General features: G+C 72.7%; 29 protein-coding genes and 2 tRNA genes. 8 read left to right on the forward strand and 23 right to left on the reverse strand.

Annotation, left to right across the window (positions count from 1 at the left end; translation table 11 throughout):
* Positions 1–478: CAP domain-containing protein (locus K6I33_RS05960; RefSeq protein WP_229348624.1), on the forward strand; the 478-nt coding region annotated here is incomplete at its 5' end.
* Between the two features lie 93 nt (positions 479–571).
* Here the strand turns inward: K6I33_RS05960 and K6I33_RS05965 are convergent.
* Positions 572–1,156: a flavodoxin family protein gene (locus tag K6I33_RS05965; RefSeq protein WP_229348625.1), complete on the reverse strand. Its 585-nt coding sequence runs from the start codon at positions 1,154–1,156 to the stop codon at positions 572–574.
* 110 nt (positions 1,157–1,266) lie between these two features.
* On the opposite strand from K6I33_RS05965, the gene K6I33_RS05970 reads away from it, so the two are divergent.
* The gene (locus tag K6I33_RS05970) at positions 1,267–1,653 is read left to right on the forward strand and encodes a helix-turn-helix domain-containing protein (protein WP_229348626.1); all 387 of its coding nucleotides are present in this window, start codon (positions 1,267–1,269) and stop codon (positions 1,651–1,653) included.
* A gap of 19 nt (positions 1,654–1,672) precedes the next feature.
* Here K6I33_RS05970 and mutM read toward each other — a convergent pair whose 3' ends face one another.
* From mutM to K6I33_RS06015, 9 genes are all read right to left on the reverse strand, one after another.
* A complete protein-coding gene (gene mutM, locus K6I33_RS05975; protein ID WP_229348627.1) occupies positions 1,673–2,551 on the reverse strand; it encodes a bifunctional DNA-formamidopyrimidine glycosylase/DNA-(apurinic or apyrimidinic site) lyase in 879 nt (292 codons plus the stop codon).
* An 83-nt stretch (positions 2,552–2,634) separates the two neighbouring features.
* Positions 2,635–3,429, reverse strand: a complete 795-nt coding sequence (gene rnc / locus K6I33_RS05980) for a ribonuclease III (protein WP_189451140.1) — start codon at positions 3,427–3,429, stop codon at positions 2,635–2,637.
* 19 nt (positions 3,430–3,448) lie between these two features.
* On the reverse strand, positions 3,449–3,622 hold the full coding sequence (rpmF, locus tag K6I33_RS05985; protein WP_086575354.1) for a 50S ribosomal protein L32: 174 nt from the start codon (positions 3,620–3,622) through the stop codon (positions 3,449–3,451).
* 2 nt (positions 3,623–3,624) lie between these two features.
* Entirely contained in the window at positions 3,625–4,254 is a 630-nt protein-coding gene (locus K6I33_RS05990) for a YceD family protein (RefSeq protein ID WP_238491268.1), read from the reverse strand.
* 155 nt (positions 4,255–4,409) lie between these two features.
* Positions 4,410–5,549 (reverse strand): ATP synthase F0 subunit B, encoded by a 1,140-nt coding sequence (locus K6I33_RS05995; RefSeq protein ID WP_229348628.1) that lies wholly within the window; start codon positions 5,547–5,549, stop codon positions 4,410–4,412.
* A gap of 105 nt (positions 5,550–5,654) precedes the next feature.
* The gene (gene coaD, locus K6I33_RS06000; protein WP_275126638.1) at positions 5,655–6,146 is read right to left on the reverse strand and encodes a pantetheine-phosphate adenylyltransferase; all 492 of its coding nucleotides are present in this window, start codon (positions 6,144–6,146) and stop codon (positions 5,655–5,657) included.
* A gap of 26 nt (positions 6,147–6,172) precedes the next feature.
* A complete protein-coding gene (gene rsmD / locus K6I33_RS06005; protein ID WP_229348630.1) occupies positions 6,173–6,775 on the reverse strand; it encodes a 16S rRNA (guanine(966)-N(2))-methyltransferase RsmD in 603 nt (200 codons plus the stop codon).
* A gap of 135 nt (positions 6,776–6,910) precedes the next feature.
* Positions 6,911–9,070 (reverse strand): ATP-dependent DNA helicase RecG, encoded by a 2,160-nt coding sequence (recG, locus tag K6I33_RS06010; RefSeq protein WP_229348651.1) that lies wholly within the window; start codon positions 9,068–9,070, stop codon positions 6,911–6,913.
* A 124-nt stretch (positions 9,071–9,194) separates the two neighbouring features.
* On the reverse strand, positions 9,195–10,877 hold the full coding sequence (locus K6I33_RS06015; protein ID WP_229348631.1) for a DAK2 domain-containing protein: 1,683 nt from the start codon (positions 10,875–10,877) through the stop codon (positions 9,195–9,197).
* Between the two features lie 237 nt (positions 10,878–11,114).
* Here K6I33_RS06015 and rpmB point away from each other — a divergent pair, with 237 nt between their 5' ends.
* Entirely contained in the window at positions 11,115–11,300 is a 186-nt protein-coding gene (gene rpmB / locus K6I33_RS06020; RefSeq protein WP_003957616.1) for a 50S ribosomal protein L28, read from the forward strand.
* 110 nt (positions 11,301–11,410) lie between these two features.
* Here rpmB and thiD read toward each other — a convergent pair whose 3' ends face one another.
* Complete coding sequence (gene thiD / locus K6I33_RS06025) at positions 11,411–12,202, reverse strand: bifunctional hydroxymethylpyrimidine kinase/phosphomethylpyrimidine kinase (RefSeq protein ID WP_229348632.1); 792 nt, start codon at positions 12,200–12,202, stop codon at positions 11,411–11,413.
* 9 nt (positions 12,203–12,211) lie between these two features.
* On the reverse strand, positions 12,212–13,186 hold the full coding sequence (locus K6I33_RS06030; RefSeq protein ID WP_229348633.1) for a thiamine-phosphate kinase: 975 nt from the start codon (positions 13,184–13,186) through the stop codon (positions 12,212–12,214).
* Positions 13,187–13,332: 146 nt separating this feature from the next.
* On the opposite strand from K6I33_RS06030, the gene K6I33_RS06035 reads away from it, so the two are divergent.
* Positions 13,333–13,566, forward strand: coding sequence for an Lrp/AsnC ligand binding domain-containing protein (locus K6I33_RS06035; protein WP_229348634.1), 234 nt, complete (start codon positions 13,333–13,335; stop codon positions 13,564–13,566).
* A 20-nt stretch (positions 13,567–13,586) separates the two neighbouring features.
* A complete protein-coding gene (locus K6I33_RS06040; protein ID WP_229348635.1) occupies positions 13,587–14,093 on the forward strand; it encodes a DUF3515 domain-containing protein in 507 nt (168 codons plus the stop codon).
* Positions 14,094–14,106: 13 nt separating this feature from the next.
* On the opposite strand, the gene K6I33_RS06045 is transcribed toward K6I33_RS06040, so the two are convergent.
* Genes K6I33_RS06045 through K6I33_RS06055 form a run of 3 tightly spaced genes read right to left on the reverse strand, consistent with a single transcriptional unit; the run spans position 14,107 to position 17,079 of the window.
* Positions 14,107–15,255, reverse strand: coding sequence for a D-alanine--D-alanine ligase family protein (locus tag K6I33_RS06045; protein WP_229348636.1), 1,149 nt, complete (start codon positions 15,253–15,255; stop codon positions 14,107–14,109).
* A gap of 34 nt (positions 15,256–15,289) precedes the next feature.
* The gene (locus K6I33_RS06050; RefSeq protein ID WP_229348637.1) at positions 15,290–16,291 is read right to left on the reverse strand and encodes an NAD(P)H-dependent glycerol-3-phosphate dehydrogenase; all 1,002 of its coding nucleotides are present in this window, start codon (positions 16,289–16,291) and stop codon (positions 15,290–15,292) included.
* Entirely contained in the window at positions 16,288–17,079 is a 792-nt protein-coding gene (locus K6I33_RS06055) for a 1-acyl-sn-glycerol-3-phosphate acyltransferase (protein WP_229348638.1), read from the reverse strand. The genes K6I33_RS06050 and K6I33_RS06055 overlap by 4 nt, the downstream gene beginning before the upstream one ends.
* Positions 17,080–17,280: 201 nt before the next feature.
* On the opposite strand from K6I33_RS06055, the gene cofC reads away from it, so the two are divergent.
* On the forward strand, positions 17,281–17,940 hold the full coding sequence (gene cofC, locus K6I33_RS06060; protein WP_229348639.1) for a 2-phospho-L-lactate guanylyltransferase: 660 nt from the start codon (positions 17,281–17,283) through the stop codon (positions 17,938–17,940).
* A 10-nt stretch (positions 17,941–17,950) separates the two neighbouring features.
* Entirely contained in the window at positions 17,951–18,178 is a 228-nt protein-coding gene (locus tag K6I33_RS06065; protein WP_229348640.1) for a hypothetical protein, read from the forward strand.
* A gap of 129 nt (positions 18,179–18,307) precedes the next feature.
* On the opposite strand, the gene K6I33_RS06070 is transcribed toward K6I33_RS06065, so the two are convergent.
* The 4 genes from K6I33_RS06070 to leuC form a co-directional block, all read right to left on the reverse strand.
* The gene (locus K6I33_RS06070) at positions 18,308–18,997 is read right to left on the reverse strand and encodes an HU family DNA-binding protein (protein ID WP_229348641.1); all 690 of its coding nucleotides are present in this window, start codon (positions 18,995–18,997) and stop codon (positions 18,308–18,310) included.
* Between the two features lie 123 nt (positions 18,998–19,120).
* Complete coding sequence (locus K6I33_RS06075) at positions 19,121–19,366, reverse strand: hypothetical protein (RefSeq protein ID WP_126916268.1); 246 nt, start codon at positions 19,364–19,366, stop codon at positions 19,121–19,123.
* Positions 19,367–19,535: 169 nt separating this feature from the next.
* Entirely contained in the window at positions 19,536–20,129 is a 594-nt protein-coding gene (leuD, locus tag K6I33_RS06080) for a 3-isopropylmalate dehydratase small subunit (RefSeq protein ID WP_229348642.1), read from the reverse strand.
* 3 nt (positions 20,130–20,132) lie between these two features.
* Entirely contained in the window at positions 20,133–21,569 is a 1,437-nt protein-coding gene (gene leuC, locus K6I33_RS06085; protein ID WP_229348643.1) for a 3-isopropylmalate dehydratase large subunit, read from the reverse strand.
* 99 nt (positions 21,570–21,668) lie between these two features.
* Between leuC and ndgR the strand changes: the two genes are divergently transcribed.
* Positions 21,669–22,397 (forward strand): IclR family transcriptional regulator NdgR, encoded by a 729-nt coding sequence (gene ndgR, locus K6I33_RS06090; RefSeq protein WP_126916265.1) that lies wholly within the window; start codon positions 21,669–21,671, stop codon positions 22,395–22,397.
* A 114-nt stretch (positions 22,398–22,511) separates the two neighbouring features.
* Here the strand turns inward: ndgR and K6I33_RS06095 are convergent, their stop codons facing one another.
* From K6I33_RS06095 to K6I33_RS06110, 4 genes are all read right to left on the reverse strand, one after another.
* Positions 22,512–23,486 carry an MEDS domain-containing protein gene (locus tag K6I33_RS06095; RefSeq protein ID WP_229348644.1) on the reverse strand — a complete coding sequence of 325 codons (975 nt, stop codon included), beginning with the start codon at positions 23,484–23,486 and terminating at the stop codon, positions 22,512–22,514.
* Positions 23,473–24,315 carry an MEDS domain-containing protein gene (locus tag K6I33_RS06100; protein WP_229348645.1) on the reverse strand — a complete coding sequence of 281 codons (843 nt, stop codon included), beginning with the start codon at positions 24,313–24,315 and terminating at the stop codon, positions 23,473–23,475. Before K6I33_RS06100 ends, K6I33_RS06095 begins: the two co-directional genes overlap by 14 nt.
* A 91-nt stretch (positions 24,316–24,406) precedes the next feature.
* Positions 24,407–24,479 (reverse strand) — tRNA-Glu (locus tag K6I33_RS06105).
* 16 nt (positions 24,480–24,495) lie between these two features.
* Positions 24,496–24,567, reverse strand: a tRNA-Gln gene (locus tag K6I33_RS06110).

Raw genomic sequence — 24,567 nt, forward strand, 5'->3', positions numbered from 1 at the left:
CGGCACCCCCCGGCGCCCCCCGGCGCGCGAGCACCCCGAGCACGCCGATCACGACCCCGACGAGGACCTGGGCGTGCTGCCCGGCACGCTGGCGGACACCCAGTCGTCCGCCGCGCATCTGGTGCTGTCCCTGGTCAACGCCGAGCGGGCGAAGGCCGGCTGCCGTCCCCTGCGGCCCAGCGGCAAGCTCAACCGGCTGGCCCAGTCCTTCAGCGACGACATGGCCCGGCGGGGCTTCTTCGACCACACCGACCCGGACGGCCGGACCCCCTGGGACCGGGCCGCCCGGCGCGGCATCAAGAACCTCGGCGGGGAGAACATCGCCCGCGGCCACCCCGACGCCCACACCGTGATGGAGGCCTGGATGCGCAGCAGCGGCCACCGGGCGAACATCCTCAACTGCGACTACCGGACCATCGGCGTCGGGGTCCACCACGGGGGCAACGGCCCCTACTGGACGCAGGACTTCGGCTACTGACCGGGCCGTGACGCACCGCTGCCCCGGCCGTACGGCGGTACGGCCGGGGCAGCGGCGTCCGGTGGCCGCGTGGGATCACGCGGCGGCGCGGGATCAGGCGGAGGCGCGGCCCGCCACATAGATCCGGGTCTGCTCGGCGACGCGGCGGCCCAGCAGCTCGGCGGTGGCTATGTCCGCCTTGTGGACGCCCTCGGGGCCCTGGTCGTTGTTGGTCTGGGCGCCGGCGCCGAGGAAGAAGCCGAGGCGGTTGATGTCGTTCTCGGAGGCGGTGGAGCTGTTCCAGCCCGGCATCGCGCCGAGGCCGACCCAGTGCATGCCGTGCTGGGCGGCGAGGACGGTGAAGAACTGGAGGGTGTGGAGCTTGTCACCGCTCTTGGAGGCGGAGTTGGTGAAGCCGGCCGCGATCTTGTCCTGCCAGGCACGGGTGAACCAGCGCTTGGACGACGCCTCGGCGAAGACGTGGAAGGCGCCCGAGGCGGTGCCCATGTAGGTGGGCGAGCCGAAGACGATCGCGTCGGAGGCGTCGAGGAGCTCCCACTGCGCGTCGGTGATCTCGGCGACGTTGATCAGGTGGACGGTCGCCCCGGCCCCGGTGGCACCGGCGCGGACGGCCTCGGCGAGGACGGCGGTGTGGCCGAAGCCGGAGTGGTAGGCGATGGCGACGACGGGCGTGGTCACGATGGGCTCCCTGGAGAAGCTGGTTGCGCTGACTGGGTGACCAAAGGAAAGCACTAACTTTTGGTTAGCGCAACCCTATGGATAGCGCTGTGCGGGAGTATGGTGTTCCCATGACGACGATCGACGGCACGGACGAGCAACTGCCCTTCGACGTCTTCGCGCGCAACTGCCCCTCGCGCGAAACCCTGGGGCACGTCACCGGCCGCTGGGGCGCCCTGACCCTCGGCGCCCTGCGCGAGGACACGCTGCGCTTCAACGAGCTACGGCGACGGGTGGACGGCGTCAGCGAGAAGATGCTGTCGCAGACGCTCCACTCGCTGGAGCGCGACGGCCTCGTGCACCGCGAGGCACAGCCCACCAACCCCCCTCGCGTGGACTACCGGCTGACGCCTCTGGGCCGCGAGGTGACCGGGCGGCTGATGGGGCTCATCGAGCTGCTGGAGGAGCGCATGCCGGACGTCCTGACGGCGCGGGAGCGCTACGACGGCGGGCGCTAGCGCGCCACGAGGGACCCGGTCAGCGCGGCGGGCGCTGGCAGCGGGGGCAGAAGTAGCTGGACCGGTTCATCCAGGGCCGGCGGCGGATGGGCGTGCCGCAGCGGCGGCACGGCTCGTCCTCACGGCCGTACGCGTCCAGGGAGCGGTCGAAGTAGCCCGACTCGCCGTTCACATTGACGTAGAGGCTGTCGAAACTGGTGCCGCCCACCGCGAGGGCCTCGTTCATGACCTCGCGGATATGGGTGAGCAGTTCGGCCGTGCGCGGGCGGGTGAGGCTCGCGGTCGGGCGCTCGTAGTGCAGCCGGGTGCGCCACAGCGCCTCGTCGGCGTAGATGTTGCCGACGCCACTGATCAGCGACTGGTCGAGCAGGGCGCGTTTGATCGTCGTCCGGCGGCCGCGCAGCGCGGTGTGGAAGGCGGCGTCGTCGAAGGCCGGGTCGAGGGGGTCGCGGGCGATGTGCGCGATCACGTCGGGCAGCCCGTCGGGGTCGTCCTCCACCGTGTCGTGGAGCGAGAGCCCGCCGAAGGTGCGCTGGTCGACGAAGCGCAGCTCGGTCGCGGTGGCGTCGGCGAAACGGACGCGGACGCGCAGGTGCTTCTCGTCCGGGGAGCCCTGCGGCTGGACGAGCAACTGGCCGCTCATGCCCAGGTGGGCGAGGACCGCCTGGGTGGGGGCGGCCGTCCCGGTGAGGGGTTCCAGCGGCAGCCAGAGGTACTTTCCGCGCCGGCGCGCGGGGCCCAGCCGGTGGCCGGTCAGCCGGGCGGCGAAATCGTCCGGCCCCGCCGGGTGGCGGCGGATCGCCCGGGGGTGGAGGACCTCCACGGCGGCGACGACGCGACCGGAGATCCAGCGCTCCAGACCCCGGCGGACGACCTCGACCTCGGGCAACTCCGGCACGGTGCTCCTTGACGACGAAGACGAAGGAATAAGGAAACGGTCCGGGCCGCGGTGCTCTCGCACCGCGGCCCGGACCGCTTTTCTCAGCTGGAGGACTTCTCCCCCGGGAGCGCGCCGGACTCGGCGGCGGCCTTCTCGGCCGCCACACGGGCTTCCGCCGCGCTGTTGATGGCGCGCCAGGCGGACTCCGCCGCCTGCTGCTCCGCTTCCTTCTTGCTGCGGCCGGTGCCGGTGCCGTACGCGACACCACCGACGCGGGCAGCAGCCGTGAAGGTCTTCTCGTGGTCGGGACCCGTCTCGGTGACGAGGTACTCCGGAACCCCGAGACCCTCGGTGGCGGTCAGCTCCTGGAGACTGGTCTTCCAGTCCAGGCCGGCGCCGAGGTTCGAGGACTTCTCGATCAGCGGGTCGAAGAGCCGGTGCACCAGCTCCGCGGCCGCGTCGAGACCCTGGTCGAGATAGACCGCGCCGATGACGGCTTCCAGGGTGTCCGCGAGGATGGATGCCTTGTCCCGGCCCCCGGTGCCCTCTTCACCCCGGCCGAGCCGGATGAAGGAGCCCAGGTCCAGGCCCCGGCCGACCTCGGCCAGTGCCCGTGAGTTGACCACCGCGGCGCGCAGCTTGGCCAGCTGGCCCTCGGGAAGGTCCGGGTGGATGCGGTACAGCGTGTCGGTGACCACCAGACCCAGGACGGAGTCCCCGAGGAACTCCAGCCGTTCGTTGGTGGGCAGCCCGCCGTTCTCGTAGGCGTAGGACCGGTGCGTCAGCGCACGCACCAGAAGGGCGGACTCGAGTGTGTACCCGAGCCGCCCTTCCAGAAGCGTGTGGGACGAGGCCGTGTCCGCCGACGCCTTCTTCGGCGCTGTGGCGTCTGACATGAAGCCTGTCACCCGCCGATCAGACCGCGAGGACCTGGCGCTTGTTGTAGGTGCCGCAGCTGGGGCACGCGATGTGCTGCTGCTTCGGCTCGTGGCAGCGCTCGCACGCCACCAGGGGGGTGACCGCAGCCTTCCACTGCGACCGGCGGTGGCGCGTGTTGCTGCGCGACATCTTCCGCTTCGGAACAGCCACGGCTACTTCTCCTGTGTGTCATCCCCGCCGGAGCGGGGTGCGTTGTCCTTCTCGCCGGCCGTCTCGGATCCGGCGAGTCCCTTCAGTGCCGCCCAACGAATGTCGACGGACTCGTGGTGGTGGTCCGGGTCGTCCGCCAGCCGTTCTCCGCACTCGGAGCACAGACCGGGACAGTCGTCCTGGCACACCGGCTGCAGCGGCAGTGCGAGCACCACCGCGTCCCGCAGCACGGGTTCGAGGTCGAACAAGTCGTCCTCGAGGTGGAGGATGTCCTCCTCATCGTCCTCGGCGTCGTCGTCCGTGGCCACGATGCGGCCCCGGGCGTCGGCGTCGGGGTAGGAGTACATCTCCTGGAAGTCCGCTTCAAACTCTCGCTCGAGCGGCTCCAGACACCTTACGCACTCCCCGGTGAGCGGCGCACGGGCGGTGCCTGTGACAAGCACCCCTTCCATGACCGACTCGAGCCGGAGGTCGAGCTCCACCGTCGCGCCCTCAGCCACTCCGATGACCTCGATACCGAGGTCGCGGGGGGCGGGGACGGAGCGGGAGACCCTCTTCAGCGCACCGGGACGCCGGCCCAGCTCGCGCGTATCGAACACGAGAGGGTTACGGGGGTCAAGGCGGGCGTTCAGGGCTTCCTGCTTTCTACGCTGCGGTGATGGCGACCCCGGTGCACGGGGCACGGAGGGCAGCCTGGATCGCGGACGTACACGCGACCGAAGAGCCAGGATACTGGACGGCCGCCCGTGGGCCCAATCCGCACCCCGGCGACCGTCGCCGGGGCGGGTCAGCGGCCCTGTTCGTACTGGCGGAGCCGGTTCAGGTCGATCATCGAGGTGTCGAAGAAGCTGGTCTCGTCGAGGGCGCCCGCCGCCCTGGGCTGGTGGCCGTCGGCCGGGTAGCCGGCGGCGGTCCCGTAGCCGTGGCCGAGGTCCGTCCCATGGCCGTCCGTGCCCTGGGCCGGGGACTGCCAGGCGTAGGGGTCGGGCTGCTGGTAGCCGCCGGAGACGGCGTACGGGTCCGCCTGCGGCGGGTACTGCGCGGGCTGCTGGTGGTAGCCGTAGGGGTCCTGCGCGTCGTAGCCCCCGGCGGGGACGGTGTAGTCGCTCCAGACGGGCTGCTGCGGGACCTGTGGGGCCTGGGGTACCTCGGGGGCCCGGTGGGTCTCCCGGGACATCCGGGGCGCGCCCAGGGGCTCCTGCGGGCCGCCGGCGAGCTCGGCGAGGAAGTCGGCGTCGCTGGTGGGGCGGCCGGGGGTGATGCCGTCGTGGGCGGCCAGGTGGGCGCCCAGCTCGTCGACGGGGCGGGCCCCGAGCAGCTTCTCCCGGCCCCGGCCCACGGCCTCCAGGGCCTTGGCCAGGACGGCGGAGACGGCGCCCAGTTTGACGTCCACGTAGGCGTCGGCGCCCTGCCGCTGGGTCCGGGGGTCGGTGCTGCGCTCGGGGGCGTCGTGGGCCAGGCCCTCGGGGTCGTGGCCGTCGGCGCCGAGGCCGAGGAGCTTCTCGCGGCCCCGGTCGACGGAGCCGATGGTCTTGGTGAGGACGACCTCGAAGTTGGCGAGGGTGCTGTCGACATAGTCGTCGGCGCCGGCGCGGATCTCCTCGGCCTCCCGGTGGGCCTCCGCGAGGATCCGGTCGGCCTCCTCGCGGGACTGGCGGGCGACCTCGGTGTCGGAGATCAGGGAGCCGCGCTGGGCCCGGGCCGAGGCGAGGATCGCCTCGGCCTCCTCGTGCGCCCGGGCGACGAGCTGCTCCCGGTCGCCGATGACCTCGCGCGCCCGGTCCAGCGAGCCGGGCAGGGCGGCGCGCACCTCGTCGAGGAGGGCGAGCAGCTCGGCCCGGTTGACCACGCAGGAGGCCGACATGGGCAGGGCGCGGGCGCCGGCGACGGTCGAGACGATCTCGTCGAGTTTCTGCTGGACGTCCACCGTGACGCTCGCCGCCTTCTCGCATTCCGGGGTGGCCTGGTGGCCGATGGGAACGAACGGGGACGACTGTACGGCCGGCGGCCCCCGGCCGACAGCTACTGACGATCAGTCAGATTCGGGCCGCTGGGCGAGGCGCTCCTTGAGGGCCTCCAGCACCAGCGGCGGCACCAGGTGGGAGACGTCGCCGCCCCAGGCCGCGACCTCCTTGACCAGGCTGGAGGAGAGGAAGCTATAGGTGGGGTTGGTGGGGACGAAGAGGGTCTCGACGCCCGAGAGGCCGTTGTTCATCTGGGCCATCTGGAGCTCGTAGTCGAAGTCGCTGACCGCCCGCAGACCCTTGACGATGGCCGGGATGTCGCGCTCCTTGCAGAAGTCGACGAGCAGGCCGTGATGGGACTCCACCCGGACATTGCCGTACTCGGCGGTGACCCGGCGGAGGAGTTCTATCCGCTCGTCGATGGTGAACAGGCCCTTCTTGGACTTGTTGATCATCACGGCGACGTGCACGACGTCGTAAAGCTTCGAAGCGCGGGCGATGATGTCGAGGTGCCCATTGGTGACGGGGTCGAACGACCCCGGACAGACGGCGCGGCGCAACGGTGTTTCCTCGCTCTCCGGTCCATTCATGACGTGCCTGATCCCGTGGTGTCGGCAGTGCACGCCGAAGCGGCGTGACCGTACCAAAGCGTCCCCTCGCCGTAGCGACGGGCCCTCAGTGCGTCAAAACCCTCCGGCCAGCGGAATTCCCCGCCCCTGGTGCTGCGCTCCACAGTGACGAGCGCGTCCTCGGCCAGCCACCCCCTGCTCCGGAGTGTGAGGAGGATCTCCCGGAGATCGTCGTCGGTCACCACGTAGGGCGGGTCGAGGAAGACCACGTCGTACGGGCGGGCGGGCGGCGCCCCGGCCACGACCTGCTCGGCCTTGCCGCCGCGCACCTCGGCGCCCGGCAGGCCGACCGCGCGGACGTTGTCCTTGATGACGCGCAGGGCGCGGGCGTCCGCCTCGACCAGCAGGGCGTGCTCGGCGCCGCGCGAGAGCGCCTCCAGGCCGACGGCGCCGGAGCCGCCGTAGAGGTCCAGCACCCGCGCGCCGTCGAGGGTGCCCAGGAAGGACACCCAGGTGGAGAACAGGCCCTCGCGCGCCCGGTCGGAGGTGGGGCGGGTGCCGGTGCCGGGCGGTACGGCCAGGCGGCGTCCGCCGGCGCGGCCGGCGATCACGCGGGTCATGGTCTCGGGAGTCCTTCGACGGTGGGTGACACGGTGCGGCGGTGGCCGCACCGACAGCGTATGGCGTCGGCGCCACGGCGTCCGCCCGGGCCTTGCCGGCGCTTCGGGCGTCAGCCCTTGTCGAGGCCCGGGGCGTCAGCCCTTGTCGAGGAACTCCTCCCGCTCCTTGTCGAGCAGCGCGTCGAGCGCGGTGCGCAGCTCGGGCAGCCGGTCGAGCTCGGGGTCGGCGGCGACGACCGCGGCGGCCTCCTCGCGGGCGGCCGCGATGATCTCCTCGTCGTCGATGACGGTGAGCATCCGCAGGGAGGAGCGGACGCCGGACTGCGCCTGGCCGAGGACGTCGCCCTCGCGGCGCTGCTCCAGGTCGATGCGGGAGAGCTCGAAGCCGTCGAGGGTGGCGGCGACCGCGCCGAGCCGGGCCCGGGCCGGGCTGGCCTCCGGCATCTCGCTGACCAGCAGGCAGAGCCCGGGGGCCGAGCCGCGGCCGACGCGGCCGCGCAGCTGGTGGAGCTGGGAGACGCCGAACCGGTCGGCGTCCATGATCACCATCGCGGTGGAGTTGGGCACGTTCACCCCGACCTCGATGACGGTGGTGGCGACCAGGACGTCGGCCTCGCCCGCCGCGAAGCGGCGCATCACGTCGTCCTTGGCGTCGGGCTGCATCCGCCCGTGCAGCACCTCCACGCGCAGCCCGGCCAGGGGTCCCCGGGAGAGCTCCTCGGCGACGTCCAGCACGGCCAGCGGAGGGCGGCGCTCCGCCTCGTCCTCGGCGGATTCGGCGGACTCGGCGGCCCCGGCGGACTTCTTCTTGGGGGCGTCCTCCTCGTCGCCGATGCGGGGGCAGACGACGTACGCCTGGTGGCCGCCCTGGACCTCCTCGCGGACCCGCTCCCAGGCGCGGGCCAGGAAGTGCGGCTTGTCCTTGGCGGGCACGACGTGGGTGGCGATGGGCGAGCGCCCGGCGGGCAGCTGGTCCAGGACGGACGTCTCCAGGTCGCCGAAGACGGTCATGGCGACGGTGCGCGGGATAGGAGTGGCGGTCATCACCAGCAGATGCGGCGGTTGCTTGCCCTTGGAGCGCAGGGCGTCGCGCTGCTCGACGCCGAAACGGTGCTGCTCGTCGACGACGACCAAACCCAGGTCGTGGAACTGGACCTTGTCCTCGATCAGGGCGTGCGTCCCGACGACGACGCCCGCCTCGCCCGTGACCAGGTCGAGCAGCGCCTGCCGGCGCGCGGCCGTGCCCATGGAGCCGGTCAGCAGCACGACCTTGGTGCCCTGCTCGGCGCCGCCCAGCATGCCGCCCTCGGCCAGCTCGCCCATCATCTCGGTGATCGACCGGTGGTGCTGCTGGGCGAGGACCTCGGTGGGGGCGAGCATGGCCGCCTGGCCGCCCGCGTCCACGACGGCGAGCATCGCGCGCAGGGCGACCATCGTCTTGCCCGAACCGACCTCGCCCTGGAGCAGCCGGTGCATGGGGTGCTCGGTGGCCAGGTCGTCGAAGATCTCGGCGGAGACCTTCCGCTGGCCGTCGGTGAGGGTGAAGGGCAGCTTGGCGTCGAAGGCGTCCAGCAGGCCGCCGGGCGCGGGCTTGCGGGCCACGGCGGGCAGCTGGGAGTCGGCGTGCCGGCGGCGGGCGAGGGCGACCTGGAGGACGAACGCCTCGTCCCACTTCAGCCGGGAGCGGGCGTCCTCGATGTCCGCCTTGGCCCGGGGCCGGTGGATCTTGCGGAGGGCCTCCGGCAGCGGGACCAGGCCCCGGCCCTCGCGCAGCGCGGGCGGCAGCGGGTCCACGACGGCCTCCCAGCCGGTGGCCTCCATCGAGGCGAGCACGACGTCGACCGCGTTGGAGATCTTCCAGGACTCCATCTTCGAGCAGGCCGGGTAGAGCGGGATCAGCTGGTCGGCCCAGGCGCGGGCGGCGGAGGCGTCGCTGTCGCCGCCGAGCATCTCGTACGCCGGGTGGGAGAGCTGGCGGATGTTGCGGAAGGTGCCGACCTTGCCCGCGAACATGCCGCGCCGGCCGGGGACCAGCTCCTTCTGGTGGTGGTAGATCGAGCGGCCGAAGAAGACCAGCTGGAGCCGGCCGCCGCCGTCGGTGACGGTCACCTCCAGCCGCTGGCCCCGGCCCTGGTTGAACTTGTGCACCCGGGCGTCGGAGACCTGCGCGACGACCGTGACGTGCTCGTCGAGCGGCAGGTCGGCGAGCCGGGTGAGCTCGCCGCGCTCGGCGTAGCGGCGCGGGTAGTGGTGCAGCAGGTCGCCGACCGTGTGCAGATCGAGGTGCTCGGCCATCACCTTCGCGGTGGTGCCGCCGAGCGTCTTCTTCAGGGGTTCGTCCAAGGCGGGCACGGGTCCATTGCACACCACGCCGCTGACAACGGGGCCCGCGCGGCACCGCTCGCGCGCCCCGTCCGGCTCATTCGACGCCGATGATCAGCCGGGCGGCGTGCTGTCCGCCCCGGTAGACCACGGTGTCGACGGCCAGGTGGCCGCCGCGCACATGCCGCTGGAGGCGGTCGGCGACGGCGTCGGGCACGTCCGCGCCGAGCACGAGCGTGACCATCTCGCCGCCTGCGGCGAGCATCCGGTCCAGCACGGTCTCGGCGGTGGCGGCGAGCTCCGCGCCGATGACGGCCACGTCGCCGTCGATGAGGCCGAGGACGTCCCCGGCCTGGCAGACGCCCGCCATGGTCCACGACTGCCGCTCGGCGACGACGAGCTCGGCGTGCCGGGTGGCCCCGGCGGCGGAGGTCATGGCCACGACGTCCTCGTCGAAGCGGCGGCCGGGCTCGTGGACGGCGAGGGCGGCGATGCCCTGGACCGGGGAGCGGGTGGGGATGAGGGCGACCCGGACGCCCTCGGCGCGGGCCTGTTCGGCGGCCGCGGCGGCGGTGTGCCGCAGGTCCGCGTCGTTGGGCAGCAGCACCACCTCGCGCGCGTTGGCGCGCCGGACCGCCTGCACCAGCTCGCCGCTGGCCGGCGGCTCCCCCGGCCGTACGGCCACGACGGTCGCGCCGGCCTCGTCGCACAGGGCCGCCAGGCCCTCGCCCGGCACGACCGCGACGACGGCCCGCTGGACGGGCTCGTGGACCCGGGTGCGCTCGGTGGCGGCGGAGCCGAAGTGGGTGATGCGGACGCGGTACGGGCGCCCGGCGTCGATGCCCGCCTCGACGGCGGCGCCGGCGTCGTCCACGTGCACATGGACGTTCCACAGGCCGTCCCCGCCGACGACGACGAGGGACTCGCCCAGCGCGTCGAGGCGGGCGCGCAGCCGGGCGACGGCCGCGTCGTCCGCCTCCAGCAAGTAGATCACCTCGAAGGCGGGCCCGTCGTCCGCCGGGACGCCGGTGCCGGCCGCCTCGGCCGGGCAGCCCCCGGCGAGCCAGTCGTGGGCGGCGCGGTCGGGCGCGGCGGCGGCCCGCGCGGGGCCGGGGCCGCCCGCCAGGGCGGCCACGAGCGCGCCCAGCACCTCCACGAGGCCCTTGCCGCCCGCGTCGACGACGCCCGCCCGCCCGAGGACCTCCAGCTGGCACGGGGTGGCCGCCAGGGCGGTCAGGGCGCCCTCGTGCGCGGCGCGGGCGACGGCCGGGCCGTCGCCCGGGGTGACCTCGGCGGCCTCGGCGGCGGCCGTGGCCACCGACAGCACGGTGCCCTCGACGGGGCGGGCCACGCCCTCGTACGCCGACTCGACCGCGCGGCGCAGGGCGCGGCGCAGGAGGGCGGCGTCGTCATGGTGATCCCCGTCACCGGCCCCGTCCGCGTCACCGGCGGCGGAGAACACCTCGGACATGCCGCGCAGCAGCTGCGCCAGGATCGTCCCGGAGTTGCCGCGGGCGCCTATGAGCGCGCCGTGGGCCATCGCCCGGACGGCCTCGGCCAGGCCCGGGCGGGAGCCGGGGCCGGAAGTGGCGTGGCCGTCGAAGACGGCGTCGACGGCGCGGGCGGCGGACTCGACGGTCAGGTAGAGGTTGGTGCCGGTGTCGCCGTCCGCGACGGGATAGACGTTGATCGCGTCGATCTCCTCGCGGGCCCCGCCGAGCGCGTCGAGCGCGTGGGCGCACCAGGCGCGTACCGCATCGGCGTCGAGCTGGTGCGGCACGTGTGTCCTCCTCGGACGGTGGGAAAGCGCTGGAGCAGACTAGTCCCGAGCGGGGGCCCGGGGGACGAGCCGGGCGGAGTTCGGGCCGGTCATGGTAGTTTCGTTGTCCAGGAGCGGTCGTTGTATGCTGCTCCGGTTGCCTGATGAGAATCAGGCCATCCCCCTGGCAAGCCAGTCACCTACGACCCGGCACGCCGGGATTTCCCGTAAGTGCATCTGAAGTCTTTGGAGTGACCCGTGGCTGCCAACTGCGACGTCTGCGGCAAGGGGCCGGGCTTCGGCAACAACATTTCGCACTCGCACCGCCGTACGTCCCGTCGCTGGAACCCGAACATCCAGCGTGTGCGTGCCGTGGTCGGTCGGACGCCGAAGCGCCTCAACGTCTGCACCTCGTGCATCAAGGCCGGCAAGGTCTCGCGCTAACTAGCTAGTAGCGCGGCAGCCTCGCCGCCCCTTGAAAGCCGGTCCCCTTCGGGGGGCCGGCTTTTTGCCGTGCGCGGGTTCCGTCCGGGGGCTCCGCCCCCGGACCCCGGTCAGGGGATCGTCCACCCGTGGTCCACCGGGCCGATGCCCGCGCCCAGGGCGAACCCCGCCGCGATCGCACCCGTGACATACGTCTTCGCCGCCGCGACCGCCTCCGGCACGGAGAGGCCCTTCGCCAGCCCCGCTGCGATCGCGCTCGCCAGCGTGCACCCCGTCCCGTGGGTGTGCCGGTTGTCATGACGCGGGGCACGGAACCAGTGCGACTCCGTCCCGTCCGTCAGGAGATCCACCGCGTCGCCCTCCAGGTGCCCGCCCTTGACGAGCGCCCAGCGCGGGCCGTACGAGAGGATCGCGTCCGCCGCGCGGCGCATACCGGTCTCGGAGGCGACCTGGACGCCGGTCAGCCAGGCGACCTCGTCCAGGTTGGGGGTGGCGACCGTCGCGGCCGGCAGGAGCTTCGTGCGGACCGCGTCGCGCGCGGAGGCGGCCAGCAGGGCGTCGCCGTGCTTGGAGATGCCGACGGGGTCGACGACGACGGGGGCCGTCACCTCGTCCAGCAGGGCGGCCACGGTCTCCACGAGCTCCGCCGAGGCGAGCATGCCGGTCTTCACGGCCTCCACCCCGATGTCGTCCACGACGCTGCGGAACTGGGCCCGTACCGCCTCGGCGGGCAGTGGCCAGGCGCCCTGGACCCCGAGGGAGTTCTGCGCGGTCACCGCCGTGACCACGCTCATGCCGTGGGTGCCGAGGGCGAGCATCGTCTTCAGGTCGGCCTGGATGCCCGCACCGCCGCCGGAGTCGGATCCGGCGACGGTCAGCACGCGGGGCGGGGGTATGCGCATGCGCGCAATCTACTCGCCCGGCTCCAGGTCGTCGCCGAAGTGGTCCCAGCCGCCCGCCTTGTCCCAGGGCGCGCCGTCGACGGTGACCTGCGGGAGGGCGGAGGGGTTGACGACCTCGCCGATGATCTTCCAGCGGGCGGGAAGCTTCACGTCCGGCGGGAAGGTGGCCACGATGGCGTGGTCCTCTCCCCCGGTCAGCACCCACTGGAGCGGGTCGACGCCGACGGCCTGGCCGATGTCGTACATCTGCGTGGGCACGTCGATGGCGGCGGTGCGCAGGTCGATGCGGACCTTGCTGGCCTCGGCGATGTGGCCGAGGTCGGCGATGAGGCCGTCGCTGATGTCCGTCATGGCGGTGGCGCCGAGCGCGGCGGCGGCGGGCCCCGCGTGGTACGGGGGCTCCGGCCGGCGGTGGGCCTCGACGAAGGCGCGCGGGGAGCGGAAGCCGCGGGAGAGCACGGCGAGCCCGGCGGCGGACCAGCCCAGCCAGCCGGTGACGGCCACGACGTCGCCCGCGCGCGCCCCGGAGCGGGTGACCGGCTCGTGGTTGCGCAGGTCGCCCAGGGCCGTGATGGCGACGGTGATGGTGTCGCCGCGCACCACGTCCCCGCCGACCACGGCCGCGCCGGCGACCTGGCACTCGTCGCGGATGCCGTCCATCAGCTCGGTCGGCCAGGTGGCGGGGAGCTCGGCGGGTACGACGAGGCCCAGCAGCACGGCCGTGGGCACCGCGCCCATGGCGGCGATGTCGGCGAGGTTCTGCGCGGTGGCCTTGCGCCCGACGTCGTAGGCGGTGGACCAGTCGCGGCGGAAGTGCCGTCCCTCCAGGAGTACGTCCGTACTCGCGACGACCCGGCGGTCGGGCGCCGCGACCACCGCGGCGTCGTCACCCGGCCCGAGCCGGACCGCCGGGGTGGTGGTGAGCCGGGAGGTCAGCTCTCTGATGAGGCCGAACTCCCCCAGCTCGCCCACGGTGCCTTTCACTGAGCTCCTCCTCGGAGTGTCGGTTGCCCTGATCGTGACGTATCCCGCGCCGCGCAGGCCGCGCGGGTCTCCCCGGACCGTGCGGCGACGCGGTACCGTGGCGTCTCTTCTCCCCACATGATCCTCGAAGCCGCCCTGGAGGTTCCGTGGTACAGGCGTACATCCTGATCCAGACCGAGGTCGGCAAGGCGTCGACCGTGGCCGAAGTCATCGGAAAGATCAAGGGAGTGATCCAGGCCGAGGACGTGACCGGACCGTACGACGTGATCGTGCGCGCCGAGGCGGACACCGTGGACGAACTCGGTCGCATGGTGGTCGCCCGCGTCCAGAAGGTGGAGGGCATCACCCGCACCCTGACCTGCCCGGTGGTCCATATCTAGCTCCCCCGTATGCTCGGCCGGTGAAGTCTTCGCTCCGCCGGCCCCTCGGCCTGCCCGCCGCCGCCCTGCTCCTGGCCGTCGCGGGCTGCTCGGCGCCGGACCCGGAGGCGGGTCCGGCGGTGCCCACACCGGACGCCCGGCAGGCCGGGCCCTGCCGGGCGCTGCACCGTGCGCTGCCGGACGTCCTGGACGGGCGGAAGCGGCGTGCCGCGGAGCCCGTCTCGGACTTCACGGCGATGTGGGGCGATCCCGCGATCACGCTGCGCTGCGGGGTGACGCGTCCCAAGATCCTTACGCCCGGGACCGAACACTACAACCCCGGCGCGGACTCGGCGGATCTCGACGGGGTCACCTGGCTGCCGGAGCGGCAGCCGGACGGCAGTGTCCGCTGCACGACCGTGCAGCGGGAGGCCTGGGTCGAGGTGACCCTGCCGAAGCGCGTGGTGGGCGGCGCCGGCGACATCAGTGCGCTGACCGATCTCGCCGACGCCGTGAAGAAGACGATTCCCGAAGGAATCCTCCCGTAGCGCCCCGGGGCTGCTAGCGCAGCCCCGTGGAGCGGCGCAGCGCGGCCTGGACGAGCCGGTCGACCAGCTCCGGGTACGCGACGCCGGTCTCCTGCCACATGCGCGGGTACATGGAGATGGGCGTGAAGCCCGGCATGGTGTTGATCTCGTTGATCACGAACTCGCCGTCCTCGGTGAGGAAGAAGTCCGCGCGGACCAGCCCCTCGCAGGAGGCGGCCTCGAAGGCCTGGACCGCCAGCTCCTGGACCCGGCGGGTCTCCTCCTCGCTCAGCGGGGCGGGGACGATGCCGGAGGCGGAGTCGATGTACTTGGCCTCGAAGTCGTAGAAGTCGTGCGCGGAGACCGGGGGGATCTCGGCGGGCACGCTGGCGCGCGGGCCGTCCTCGAACTCGAGGACGCCGCACTCGATCTCCCGGCCGCGCAGCAACGATTCGACCAGGATCTTCGGGTCGTGGCGGCGGGCCTCGGCGATGGCCTCGTCCAGCCCGGAGAGGTCGTCGACCTTGGTGATGCCCATCGAGGAGCCGGCGCGCGCGGGCTTCACGAAGAGCGGCCAGCCGTGCTCGCCCGCGAAGTCCACGATCTTCTTCCGGGCGGCCGCCTGGTCGTTCTCCCACTCGCGCGGGCGGATCACCACGTACGGGCCGACCGGCAGGCCGAAGGAGATGAAGACGCGCTTCATGTACTCCTTGTCCTGGCCGACGGCGGAGGCGAGGACGCCCGCGCCCACGTAGGGGATCCCGGCGAGCTCCAGCATGCCCTGGAGGGTGCCGTCCTCGCCGTAGGGGCCGTGGAGCACGGGGAAGACGACGTCGACCTCGCCCAGCGCCTTGGGGACGGCACCGGGCTCGGTGTAGACGACCTCGCGGCTGGCCGGCGTGACGGGCAGCAGCACGCCGCCGTCGGCGGAGTCGGTGAGCTGCTCGACGCTCGGCAGCGACCGGTCGGCGATGGTCATCCGCTCGGGGTCGTCGGCGGTCAGCACCCAACGGCCGTCGGTGGTAATGCCGATCGGCAGCACGTCGTACTTGGCGCGGTCGATGGCGCGCAGCACCGCGCCTGCGGTCACCACGGAAATGGCGTGTTCGGAACTGCGGCCGCCGAAGACGACCGCGACACGCGGCTTCCGCTCAGGGCTCTGGGGGGAGGTCTCGCTGCTCATATCGCGTCGAGAGTACCTGGTGACCACGGGTGCTTCAGTGCCGCTCGGCCTTGGCGCTGCGCGACATCAGCTCCTTGAGCGCCACCATGGGCGGCTTGCCCTCGTGGACGATGCCGACGACCGTCTCCGTGATCGGCATGTCGACATGGTGACGCCGGGCCAGATCGAGCACGGACTCGCAGGACTTGACGCCCTCCGCCGTCTGCTTGGTGACCGCGACGGTCTCCTCCAGGGTCATGCCCCGGCCGAGGCAGGCGCCGAAGGTGCGGTTGCGGGAGAGCGGCGAGGCACAGGTGGCGACGAGGTCGCCCATGCCGGCCAGGCCCGCGAAGGTGTGGGCGTCGGCGCCCATGGCCAGGCCCAGCCGGGTGGTCTCGGCGAGGCCCCGGGTGATCAGGGACGCCTTGGCGTTGTCGCCGAGCCCCATGCCGTCGGCGATGCCCACGGCCAGCGCGATGACGTTCTTCACCGCGCCGCCCAGCTCGCAGCCCACCACGTCGGTGTTGGTGTACGGGCGGAAGTACGCGGTGTGGCAGGCGGCCTGGAGCCGCCGGGCGACGGACTCGTCGGGGCAGGCGACGACGGCGGCGGCGGGCTGCCGTGCCGCGATCTCCTTGGCGAGGTTGGGGCCGGTGAGCACGGCGACCCGGTCCGGGGAGACCTTGGCGACCTCCTCGATCACCTCGCTCATCCGCTTCGCGGTGCCGAGCTCGACGCCCTTCATCAGGGAGACCAGCACGGTGCCGTCGGCCAGCAGGGGCGTCCACTCGGCGAGGTTGCCGCGCAGGGTCTGGGAGGGCACGGCGAGCACGGTGAACGCGGCGTCGCGGGCGGCCTCGGCGGGGTCGGTGGTGGCCCGCACGGCGGCGGGGAGCTCCACACCGGGGAGGTAGTCGGGGTTGGTGCGGCCGGTGTTGATGGCGTCCACGAGGGCGGCGCGGCGGCCCCACATGGTGACCTCGCAGCCGGCGTCGGCGAGGATCATCGCGAAGGCGGTGCCCCAGGAACCGGTGCCGTAGACGGCGACGCGCGTCACTTGTTGTTCTCCTCCTCGGACGAGGCGTTCCCGGACGGGCTCGTGCCCGGAGCGCCGGCCGCGCGCCGGGCGGCGGCGCGGGCCTTCTTGAGGTTGTACGGCTCGGCCGGGGCGGGCTCGTCGCGCAGTTCGGCGAGGAGTTCGGTGATGGCCCTCATGATGACCTCGGTGACCTCGCGCAGCACCTCGGCGGTGGGCTCCTTGCCGTAGTACGCCGACAGGTCGACGGGCGGGCCGGCCAGCACCCGGAGGGTCTTGCGGGGGAAGAGCCGGAGCTTCTTCTCCTTGGCGTACGGCGGCATCGCCTCGTTGGCGCCCCACTGGGCGACCGGGACGACGGGCGCGCGGGTCAGCAGGGCGACACGGGCGGCGCCGGTCTTGCCCTCCATGGGCCACATGTCGGGATCGCGGGTGAGGGTGCCCTCGGGGTAGAAGGCCACGCACTCGCCCCTGTTGATGGCGTCCACGGCGGCCCGGAAGGCGGTGGCCGCGTCGGCGGACTCGCGGTAGACGGGAATCTGCCCGGTGCCGCGCAGGATCGCGCCGACGAAGCTGCCCTTGAACAGCCCGGCCTTGGCGAGGAAGCGCGGGACGCGCCCGGTGTTGTACTGGTAATGGGCGTAGGACAGCGGGTCGAGATACGAGTTGTGGTTGACGGCGGTGATGAAACCGCCGTCGGCGGGAATGTGCTCCATTCCGCGCCAGTCCCGCTTGAACAGAACCACGAGCGGCGGTTTCGCCAACACCGCCGCAAAGCGGTACCAGAAGCCGATTCTGTGGCGGGACACTCGGACACCCTTCTGTTGGAACCTGGACGTGCTTCGGGCGTGCTGCTCACCCGGGGGCCGGACAAGTGTCGCCCCGGGTACCCGGTCTGTCGAGAACGCCCCGGGGCCCGGACTTCTCAGAACACCGTAACCCCGCCCCCGGTGCCGGGCTCCGGCAGCGGGTGACAATGGGGGCCGACGCGAGGAGAGGGGACCGGGGCCGTGCTGTGGACGCTGGTGGTGCCGGTGAAACCGCCGGCGGTGGCCAAGAGCCGACTCGTGGCGGGCCCGGCGCGACTGCCGGGGCCCGAGCTGGCCCTGGCCTTCGCCCTGGACACCGTGGCCGCCGCGCTGGCCTGCGGCGCCGTGCGGGATGTGGCGGTCGTCACGGCGGATCCGCTCGCCGGGGCCGAGCTGGCGGCCCTGGGCGCCCGGGTGGTGCCCGAGCCGCCGGGCGGCGGGCTGAACGCGGCCCTGGCCCACGGCGCCCACGAGGTGCGCCGGGCCCGCCCGGACGCGGCCGTGGCCACGCTCAACGCGGATCTGCCGGCATTGCGTCCCGCCGAACTCGGGCGGGTGCTCGAATTCGCGGCCGGATTTCCCCGGGCATTTCTCGCGGACGCCGCCGGAATCGGTACGACGCTGCTGGCGGCGGCTCCCGGAAGGGAATTGTCCCCGGCGTTCGAGGGCGCCTCGCGCGCCCGGCACCGGGCCTCGGGGGCCCGGGAGATAGTCCTCGCGGGCGTGGACTCCGTGCGCCGGGACGTGGACACCGAGGAGGATCTGCGGGCCGCCCTGGCGCTGGGCGCGGGGCCGCGCACGGCGGCGGTCGCCGGCCGGGGGCGGGCCGCCGGGGCGGCCACGCCCGCGCGGGCGGACTAGGCTGCCGGTCATGCAGGCCACCGCTTACACCTTCGATCCCCAGACCCACGCCGGGAGCGTCCTCCTGGACGACGGCACGCCCGTCTCCTTCGACGGGGCGGCGTTCGACGCCGGGGGTCTGCTGATGCTGCGGCCCGGCCAGCGGGTGCGGATCGAGTTCGCGGCGCCGGCCGAGGGGGCCGGGAAGGTCCCGCCGGCGGAGCGCCGGGTGACCCTGGTGACGCTCCAGACGTTCTGAGAGACGTCACGTTCTGAGAGACGTGACGTCCTGAGAGACGTCACGGCGGCCGGGAGGGCCGGACACGCCGCGGGCCGGGCTCCCTGACGGGGAGCCCGGCCCGGCGCGTTACGCCGTACGTCCGCTGCCTTACTTCTTCTTGGCAGTGGTCTTCTTGGCGGTGGTCTTGCGCGCGGCGGTGGTGCGGGTCGTGGCCTTCTTCGCGGGCGCGGTCTTCTTCGCCGCGGCGGCCTTCTTCGCCGGAGCCGCCTTCTTCGCCACGGCCGCCTTCTTGGCGGGCGCCGCCTTCTTCGCGGTGGCCTTGGTGGCGGTGGTGGCCTTCTTGGCCGCCGTGGTCTTCTTGACCGCGGTCGCCTTCTTGGCGGCCGTCGTCTTCTTCGCGGCCGTCGTCTTCGCGGCGGTCGTCTTCTTGACGGCGGCCTTCTTCGCGGTCGCCTTCTTGGCGGTGGCCTTCTTGGCCGCGGCCTTGGTGGTGGCCTTGCCACCGGTCAGGCTGCCCTTGGGCGCCTTCTTCACGGAGACCTCGCCGGCCTTCGGGAGCTTCTTCGAGCCGCTCACCAGGTCCTTGAAGCCCTGACCCGCGCGGAAGCGCGGCACCGAGGTCTTCTTGACCCGGACGCGCTCGCCCGTCTGCGGGTTACGGGCGTAACGGGCCGGCCGGTCGACCTTCTCGAACGAACCGAAGCCGGTCACCGAGACACGGTCACCGGAGACCACCGCACGGACAATCGCGTCGAGCACCGCGTCGACGGCGTCCGCGGCCTGCTGACGGCCGCCGAGCTTGTCGGCAATCGCTTCAACGAGCTGCGCCTTGTTCACGTCTTCCCCTTCGGAGACATTGGCTGGAAAGTGCTCCAGCTTTTTCGCACGTTAGGCAGATATATACCGCAAATCAAACACGAAACGGTCTAATCACCCTTGTGCCGCAACGAACCCGACGCATCACGGAGTTCCGTGCGTGCCGGGATCTTCGGGGAAACGGCCCTCGTCGAGGTCGTTCATCAGCCGGTCCAGACGCCTTGCGGCGCCTGAGAGATCGTGCTTTGCCGAGGCCGTGATGGCCAGCAGCTGCCGGGACAGCGCCATCCGTACGCCCTCCGGGACTTGCAGTGCGCGCACCCTTGTGTGCGCTTCCTTCAGTTGGTCGGCGACGAGCCGGTAAAGCTCGAGTTGGCTGTCGCGTTCCATGCACCGATTGTGCCATCTGAGGCGAGTTGTCGCTCCACAGGGCCTCAACAAAGCGATGCGCCCCCTGTCCGAAGACAGGGGGCGCATCATGCCAAACCCTGGGTGAGCAGCGGAAATCCGGGGTCCGCGAAGGCCGTCCGAGACTGGGCCAAACGAGCCGGAATCCGTCTCAGATTCTTGCCGTGGAGGGCTTGAACGAGGGCCTGCGGGCCTCGTACGCGTCGATGTCCGCGGCGTTCCGGAGGGTCAGGTCGATGTCGTCCAGCCCCTCCAGGAGGCGCCACCGTGCGTTCTCGTCAAGGTCGAAACCGGCCGTCAGCGCGCCGGCCCGCACCTCGCGCGCCACCAGGTCGACCGTCACCGGGACGGTGGGGTCGTTCTCGGTCAGCTCCCACAGCGCCGCCACGGTCTCCTGCGGCAGAACGACGGTGAGCAGTCCGTTCTTGAGCGAGTTGCCGCGGAAGATGTCGGCGAAGCGGGACGACACGACGGTTTTGAAACCGTAGTTCTGGAGCGCCCAGACGGCGTGCTCACGGGAGGAGCCGGTGCCGAAGTCGGGGCCCGCGATCAGCACGGTGGCGCCCGCGCGCTCGGGCCGGTTCAGGACGAACTCCGGGTCCTTGCGCCACGCCTCGAAGAGCCCGTCCTCGAAGCCGTCGCGGGTGACCTTCTTCAGCCAGTGCGCGGGGATGATCTGGTCCGTGTCCACATTGCTGCGGCGCAGCGGGACGGCCCGGCCGGTGTGGGTGGTGAACGCTTCCATCGGTCAGACCTCCACGGGGGTGAGTGCGTCGGCGGCGGCTCCGGGCAGGTCGCCCGGGGCGGCCAGGTGGCCCAGCACGGCGGTGGCGGCGGCCACCTGGGGCGAGACCAGATGGGTGCGGCCGCCCTTGCCCTGCCTGCCCTCGAAGTTGCGGTTGGACGTGGACGCGGAGCGCTCGCCCGGCGCGAGTTGGTCGGGGTTCATGCCGAGGCACATGGAGCAGCCCGCGTGCCGCCATTCGGCGCCGGCCGCGGTGAACACCTTGTCCAGCCCCTCCTCGACCGCCTGGAGCGCCACCCGGACGGACCCGGGGACCACCAGCATCCGTACGCCGTCGGCGACGTCCCGGCCCTCGATGACCGCTGCCGCGGCACGCAGGTCCTCGATACGGCCGTTGGTGCAGGAACCCACGAAGACGGTGTCGACACGGATGTCGCGCAGCGCCTGACCCGGCGTCAAGTCCATGTACTCCAGCGCCTTTTCGGCTGCGAGCCGCTCGGACGGGTCGCTGTACGCGGCGGGGTCGGGGACCGCCGCGGAGAGCGGCGCGCCCTGGCCCGGGTTGGTGCCCCAGGTGACGAACGGGGAGAGCTCGGCGGCGTCGATGACCACCTCGTGGTCGAAGACCGCGTCGTCGTCGGTGCGCAGGGTGCGCCAGTAGTCGACGGCGGCGTCCCAGTCCGCGCCACGGGGGGCGTGGGGGCGGTCCTTCAGATAGGCGAAGGTGGTCTCGTCGGGTGCGATCATGCCCGCCCGGGCGCCCGCCTCGATGGACATGTTGCACACGGTCATCCGGGCCTCCATCGAGAGCTTCTCGACGGCGGAGCCGCGGTACTCGATGACGTAGCCCTGGCCGCCGCCCGTGCCGATCCGGGCGATGACCGCGAGGATCAGGTCCTTGGCGGTGACGCCCTCGGGCAGTTCGCCCTCGACCGTGACGGCCATGGTCCGAAACGGCGCCAGCGGGAGGGTCTGGGTGGCCAGGACGTGCTCGACCTGGCTGGTGCCGATGCCGAACGCGAGCGCGCCGAACGCGCCGTGGGTGGAGGTGTGGCTGTCGCCGCAGACCACGGTCGTGCCCGGCTGGGTCAGCCCCAGCTGCGGTCCCACCACATGGACGACGCCCTGCTCGATGTCGCCCAGCGGATGGAGGCGCACCCCGAACTCGGCGCAGTTGCGGCGCAGGGTCTCCAGCTGGGTGCGGGAGACCGGGTCCGCGATGGGCTTGTCGATGTCGACGGTCGGTGTGTTGTGGTCCTCGGTGGCGATGGTCAGGTCGAGCCTACGGACCGGTCGTCCCGCCTTCCGCAGTCCGTCGAAGGCCTGCGGGCTGGTCACCTCGTGGAGCAGGTGCAGATCGATGAAGAGGAGGTCGGGCTCGCCCTCGGCGCGCGTCACGACATGGTCGTCCCAGACCTTTTCCGCGAGTGTCCGTCCCATCGCCTTCTCTCCTGTGGGGTCGGTGCTGTCCGTCCAGAGTGGCGCGTCCCGGGAAAATATGAACTTGCGTTTCATAGTGTGAGACGCGAGTATCGTTGCATGGACAACAGTAGTGGCGGCTCTAGCGGTGTGGGCGTTCTCGACAAAGCGGCTCTGGTTCTGAGCGCCCTGGAGTCCGGTCCGGCGACCCTCGCCGGGCTGGTCACGGCGACCGGCCTCGCGCGTCCGACGGCCCACCGCCTCGCGGTGGCCCTGGAGCACCACCGGATGGTGGCGCGCGACATGCAGGGCCGTTTCATCCTCGGACCCCGGCTGAGCGAGCTCGCGGCCGCGGCGGGCGAGGACCGGCTCCTGGCCACGGCTGGCCCGGTCCTCACCCACCTCCGCGACGTCACGGGCGAGAGCGCGCAGCTCTACCGGCGCCAGGGCGACATGCGGATCTGCGTCGCCGCCGCGGAACGACTGTCCGGATTGCGGGACACCGTGCCCGTGGGCTCCACGCTGCCGATGAAGGCCGGCTCGGCGGCCCAGGTCCTCATGGCCTGGGAGGAGCCGGAGCGGCTCCACCGCGGCCTCCAGGGCGCCCGCTTCACGGCCACCGCGCTCTCGGGCGTACGGCGACGGGGCTGGGCCCAGTCGATCGGCGAGCGCGAGCCGGGTGTGGCGTCGGTCTCGGCACCGGTGCGGGGGCCTTCGAACCGGGTCGTGGCGGCCGTCTCGGTCTCCGGACCGATCGAGCGCCTCACGCGCCACCCCGGGCGGATGCACGCCCAGGCCGTCCTGGACGCGGCGATCCGCCTCACGGAGGCGCTGCGGCGCAACGGCTGATCATTCCCCTGGTCCTCGAGCGCCGGGCGGGCTGAATTCAGCCCGCCCGGCGCTCGAGGACCAGGGGTCCGGGGGCGGAGCCCTCGGGAAACGGTGAAAGGGCGGGACAGGGGCTCACCAGCGTTCCGCGTCCCGGGGGCCCGCCACTCGGAGGGTGAGCCGCACCAGCGAACCCCGTACCCGTACATCCAGCGATTCGCTGAGCGTCCGCGCCAGCCACAGCCCGTCCTCGGCATGGGGCTCCGCCCCCGGCGGCCGGAAGCCCGCGAAGACGGACACCGGCCCCACAGGCGCCCCCAGCAGCTCGTAGACGAGCACCCCGGGTTCCTCCCAGGCCCGCGCCGCCACCCGGGGCGCGGGCCCCGAGGCCAGCAAATACCCCGCCGCCTCGCACACGGCCAGCACCGCCAGCCCCAGCCGTTCCTCCCGCAGCCCGGCCGCCCGCGCCCGCTCACGGGCGAAGGAGCGGATCACGGCGATCCGCCCCGTGGGCCCGGTCCGCGCCGCCCCCCGCGGCACACGGACGCGCGGCGGCGGCACGGCGGCCGCGTACGCCCCCGGGTCCGTGAACTCCGCGCAGGGCGTCACCAGGCGCCCGTCCACCCGCGCCGGGTGGGTGGCCCGGGCCGCGTGGGCCACGTCACAGGGCACGGTCCGGGTGTCGTACGGGCAGATCATCCAGACCGGCAGCCCGGCCAGCAGCACATTGAGCCCCGACTCCATCCGCTTCCACTCGGCGATCTGGCGCGCGGACTTCCCGCCCCACACGGGTTCGGCCAGGATCCGCAGGCGCCGCCCGGGACGGGAGCGGTGGTCGTGGTAGCGGAGGAACGCGGACACCCGCTCCACGGGCCGGCGCCCGAAGTACGCCGTCTCGGCCGTGTCCAGCTCCCCCGCCCGCTCCCCCAGCGCCCGCCGCAGCAGTTCGATGTTGGCGGGTGTCGTGGCGGCGAGGACGGGCTCCCCCGCCGTCAGCCCGTCGAGGGCGAAGGGCACCGCCGTCGCCAGGAACTCCTCGTCCGTGCCGTAGAGGCACGCGTGGTGGACGAAACCGGTGCCGGTGCCGGTACCGGGGTCAGTCCCGCCCATGCCCGGCCCCCAGCCGGAGGCCGGGGGTGCGGTCCCAGCCCACGAGCGTGATGACCTGCCGCAGGTGCGGCCGCAGCCCGGTGAGCTCCACGGTGCAGTGGCGGGCGGCCCGGGCCCGGGCGAAGGTCATCAGCAGCCGCAGCCCGCCCAGGTCGAGGAACTCCACCCGGGACATCTCCAGGCTGACGTCGCCCCGGACCGCCGCCACGGACCGCAGGGCGTCCCGCAGACAGCGGTGGGCCCCGGCGTCGACCAGGCCCTCCAGCCGCAGCCCCTGGGGGCGGTAGGTCCGGGCGACGACCAGTTCGGGGGTGCGCACCAGCGGATCCGCCTCGACGCTCCCGGCGTGGGCGGAGGCGAGGACGGCGAGGGCCGCGGGTTCGCAGCGGCGGATGTCGTACTGACAGACGGCCAGGGCCTGACCCGCGCTGAACTCCTCGGCCAGCAGCGCCTCGTACCGCAGCAGCCGGCGGACGTCCCGTTCGTCGTGGACGGCGGCGCACAGGTCCCCGGCGATCCGCAGGGCGCGATAGCCCTCCCGGCGGGAGCGCTCGGCGGCGCTCCGCAGCCTCCGCAGCAGGGCGGCGGGCTCCAACCGCCCCCGGCCGGAGAGGACTTCCCCGAGCCGTACGACCTCGACCCGGCCCGCGGGCACCTCGGACAGCCCCGGGGGGCCGGCCGGGTTCCCGGCGCCGCTCAGATAGAGGATCTTGTCCTTGGCGTCCAGGCCCCCTCGGACGAAGTCCCGCAGAATGGAGGCCCGCTCCTCGTCCGATCCGAAGAGCAGGCACGCGTGGTCACCGGGCCGCAGATCACCGACGTGGACCATGCGGGGATTATCCCGCCGCGCCGCGAAGGGCGGAAGGACGCACAAAAAACGCCCCCCGCCGAAGCGAGGGGCGTTTCCTGTGTTTCTCTTGTACCCCCGACCGGATTCGAACCGGCGCTACCGCCTTGAGAGGGCGGCGTGCTAGGCCGCTACACAACGGGGGCTTGCTCTGTTACTGCGCTGGGGTACCAGGACTCGAACCTAGACTAAGGGAACCAGAAACCCTCGTGCTGCCAATTACACCATACCCCA

The organism is Streptomyces sp. UNOB3_S3 (genome assembly GCF_020740895.1).
GTDB lineage: Bacteria > Actinomycetota > Actinomycetes > Streptomycetales > Streptomycetaceae > Streptomyces.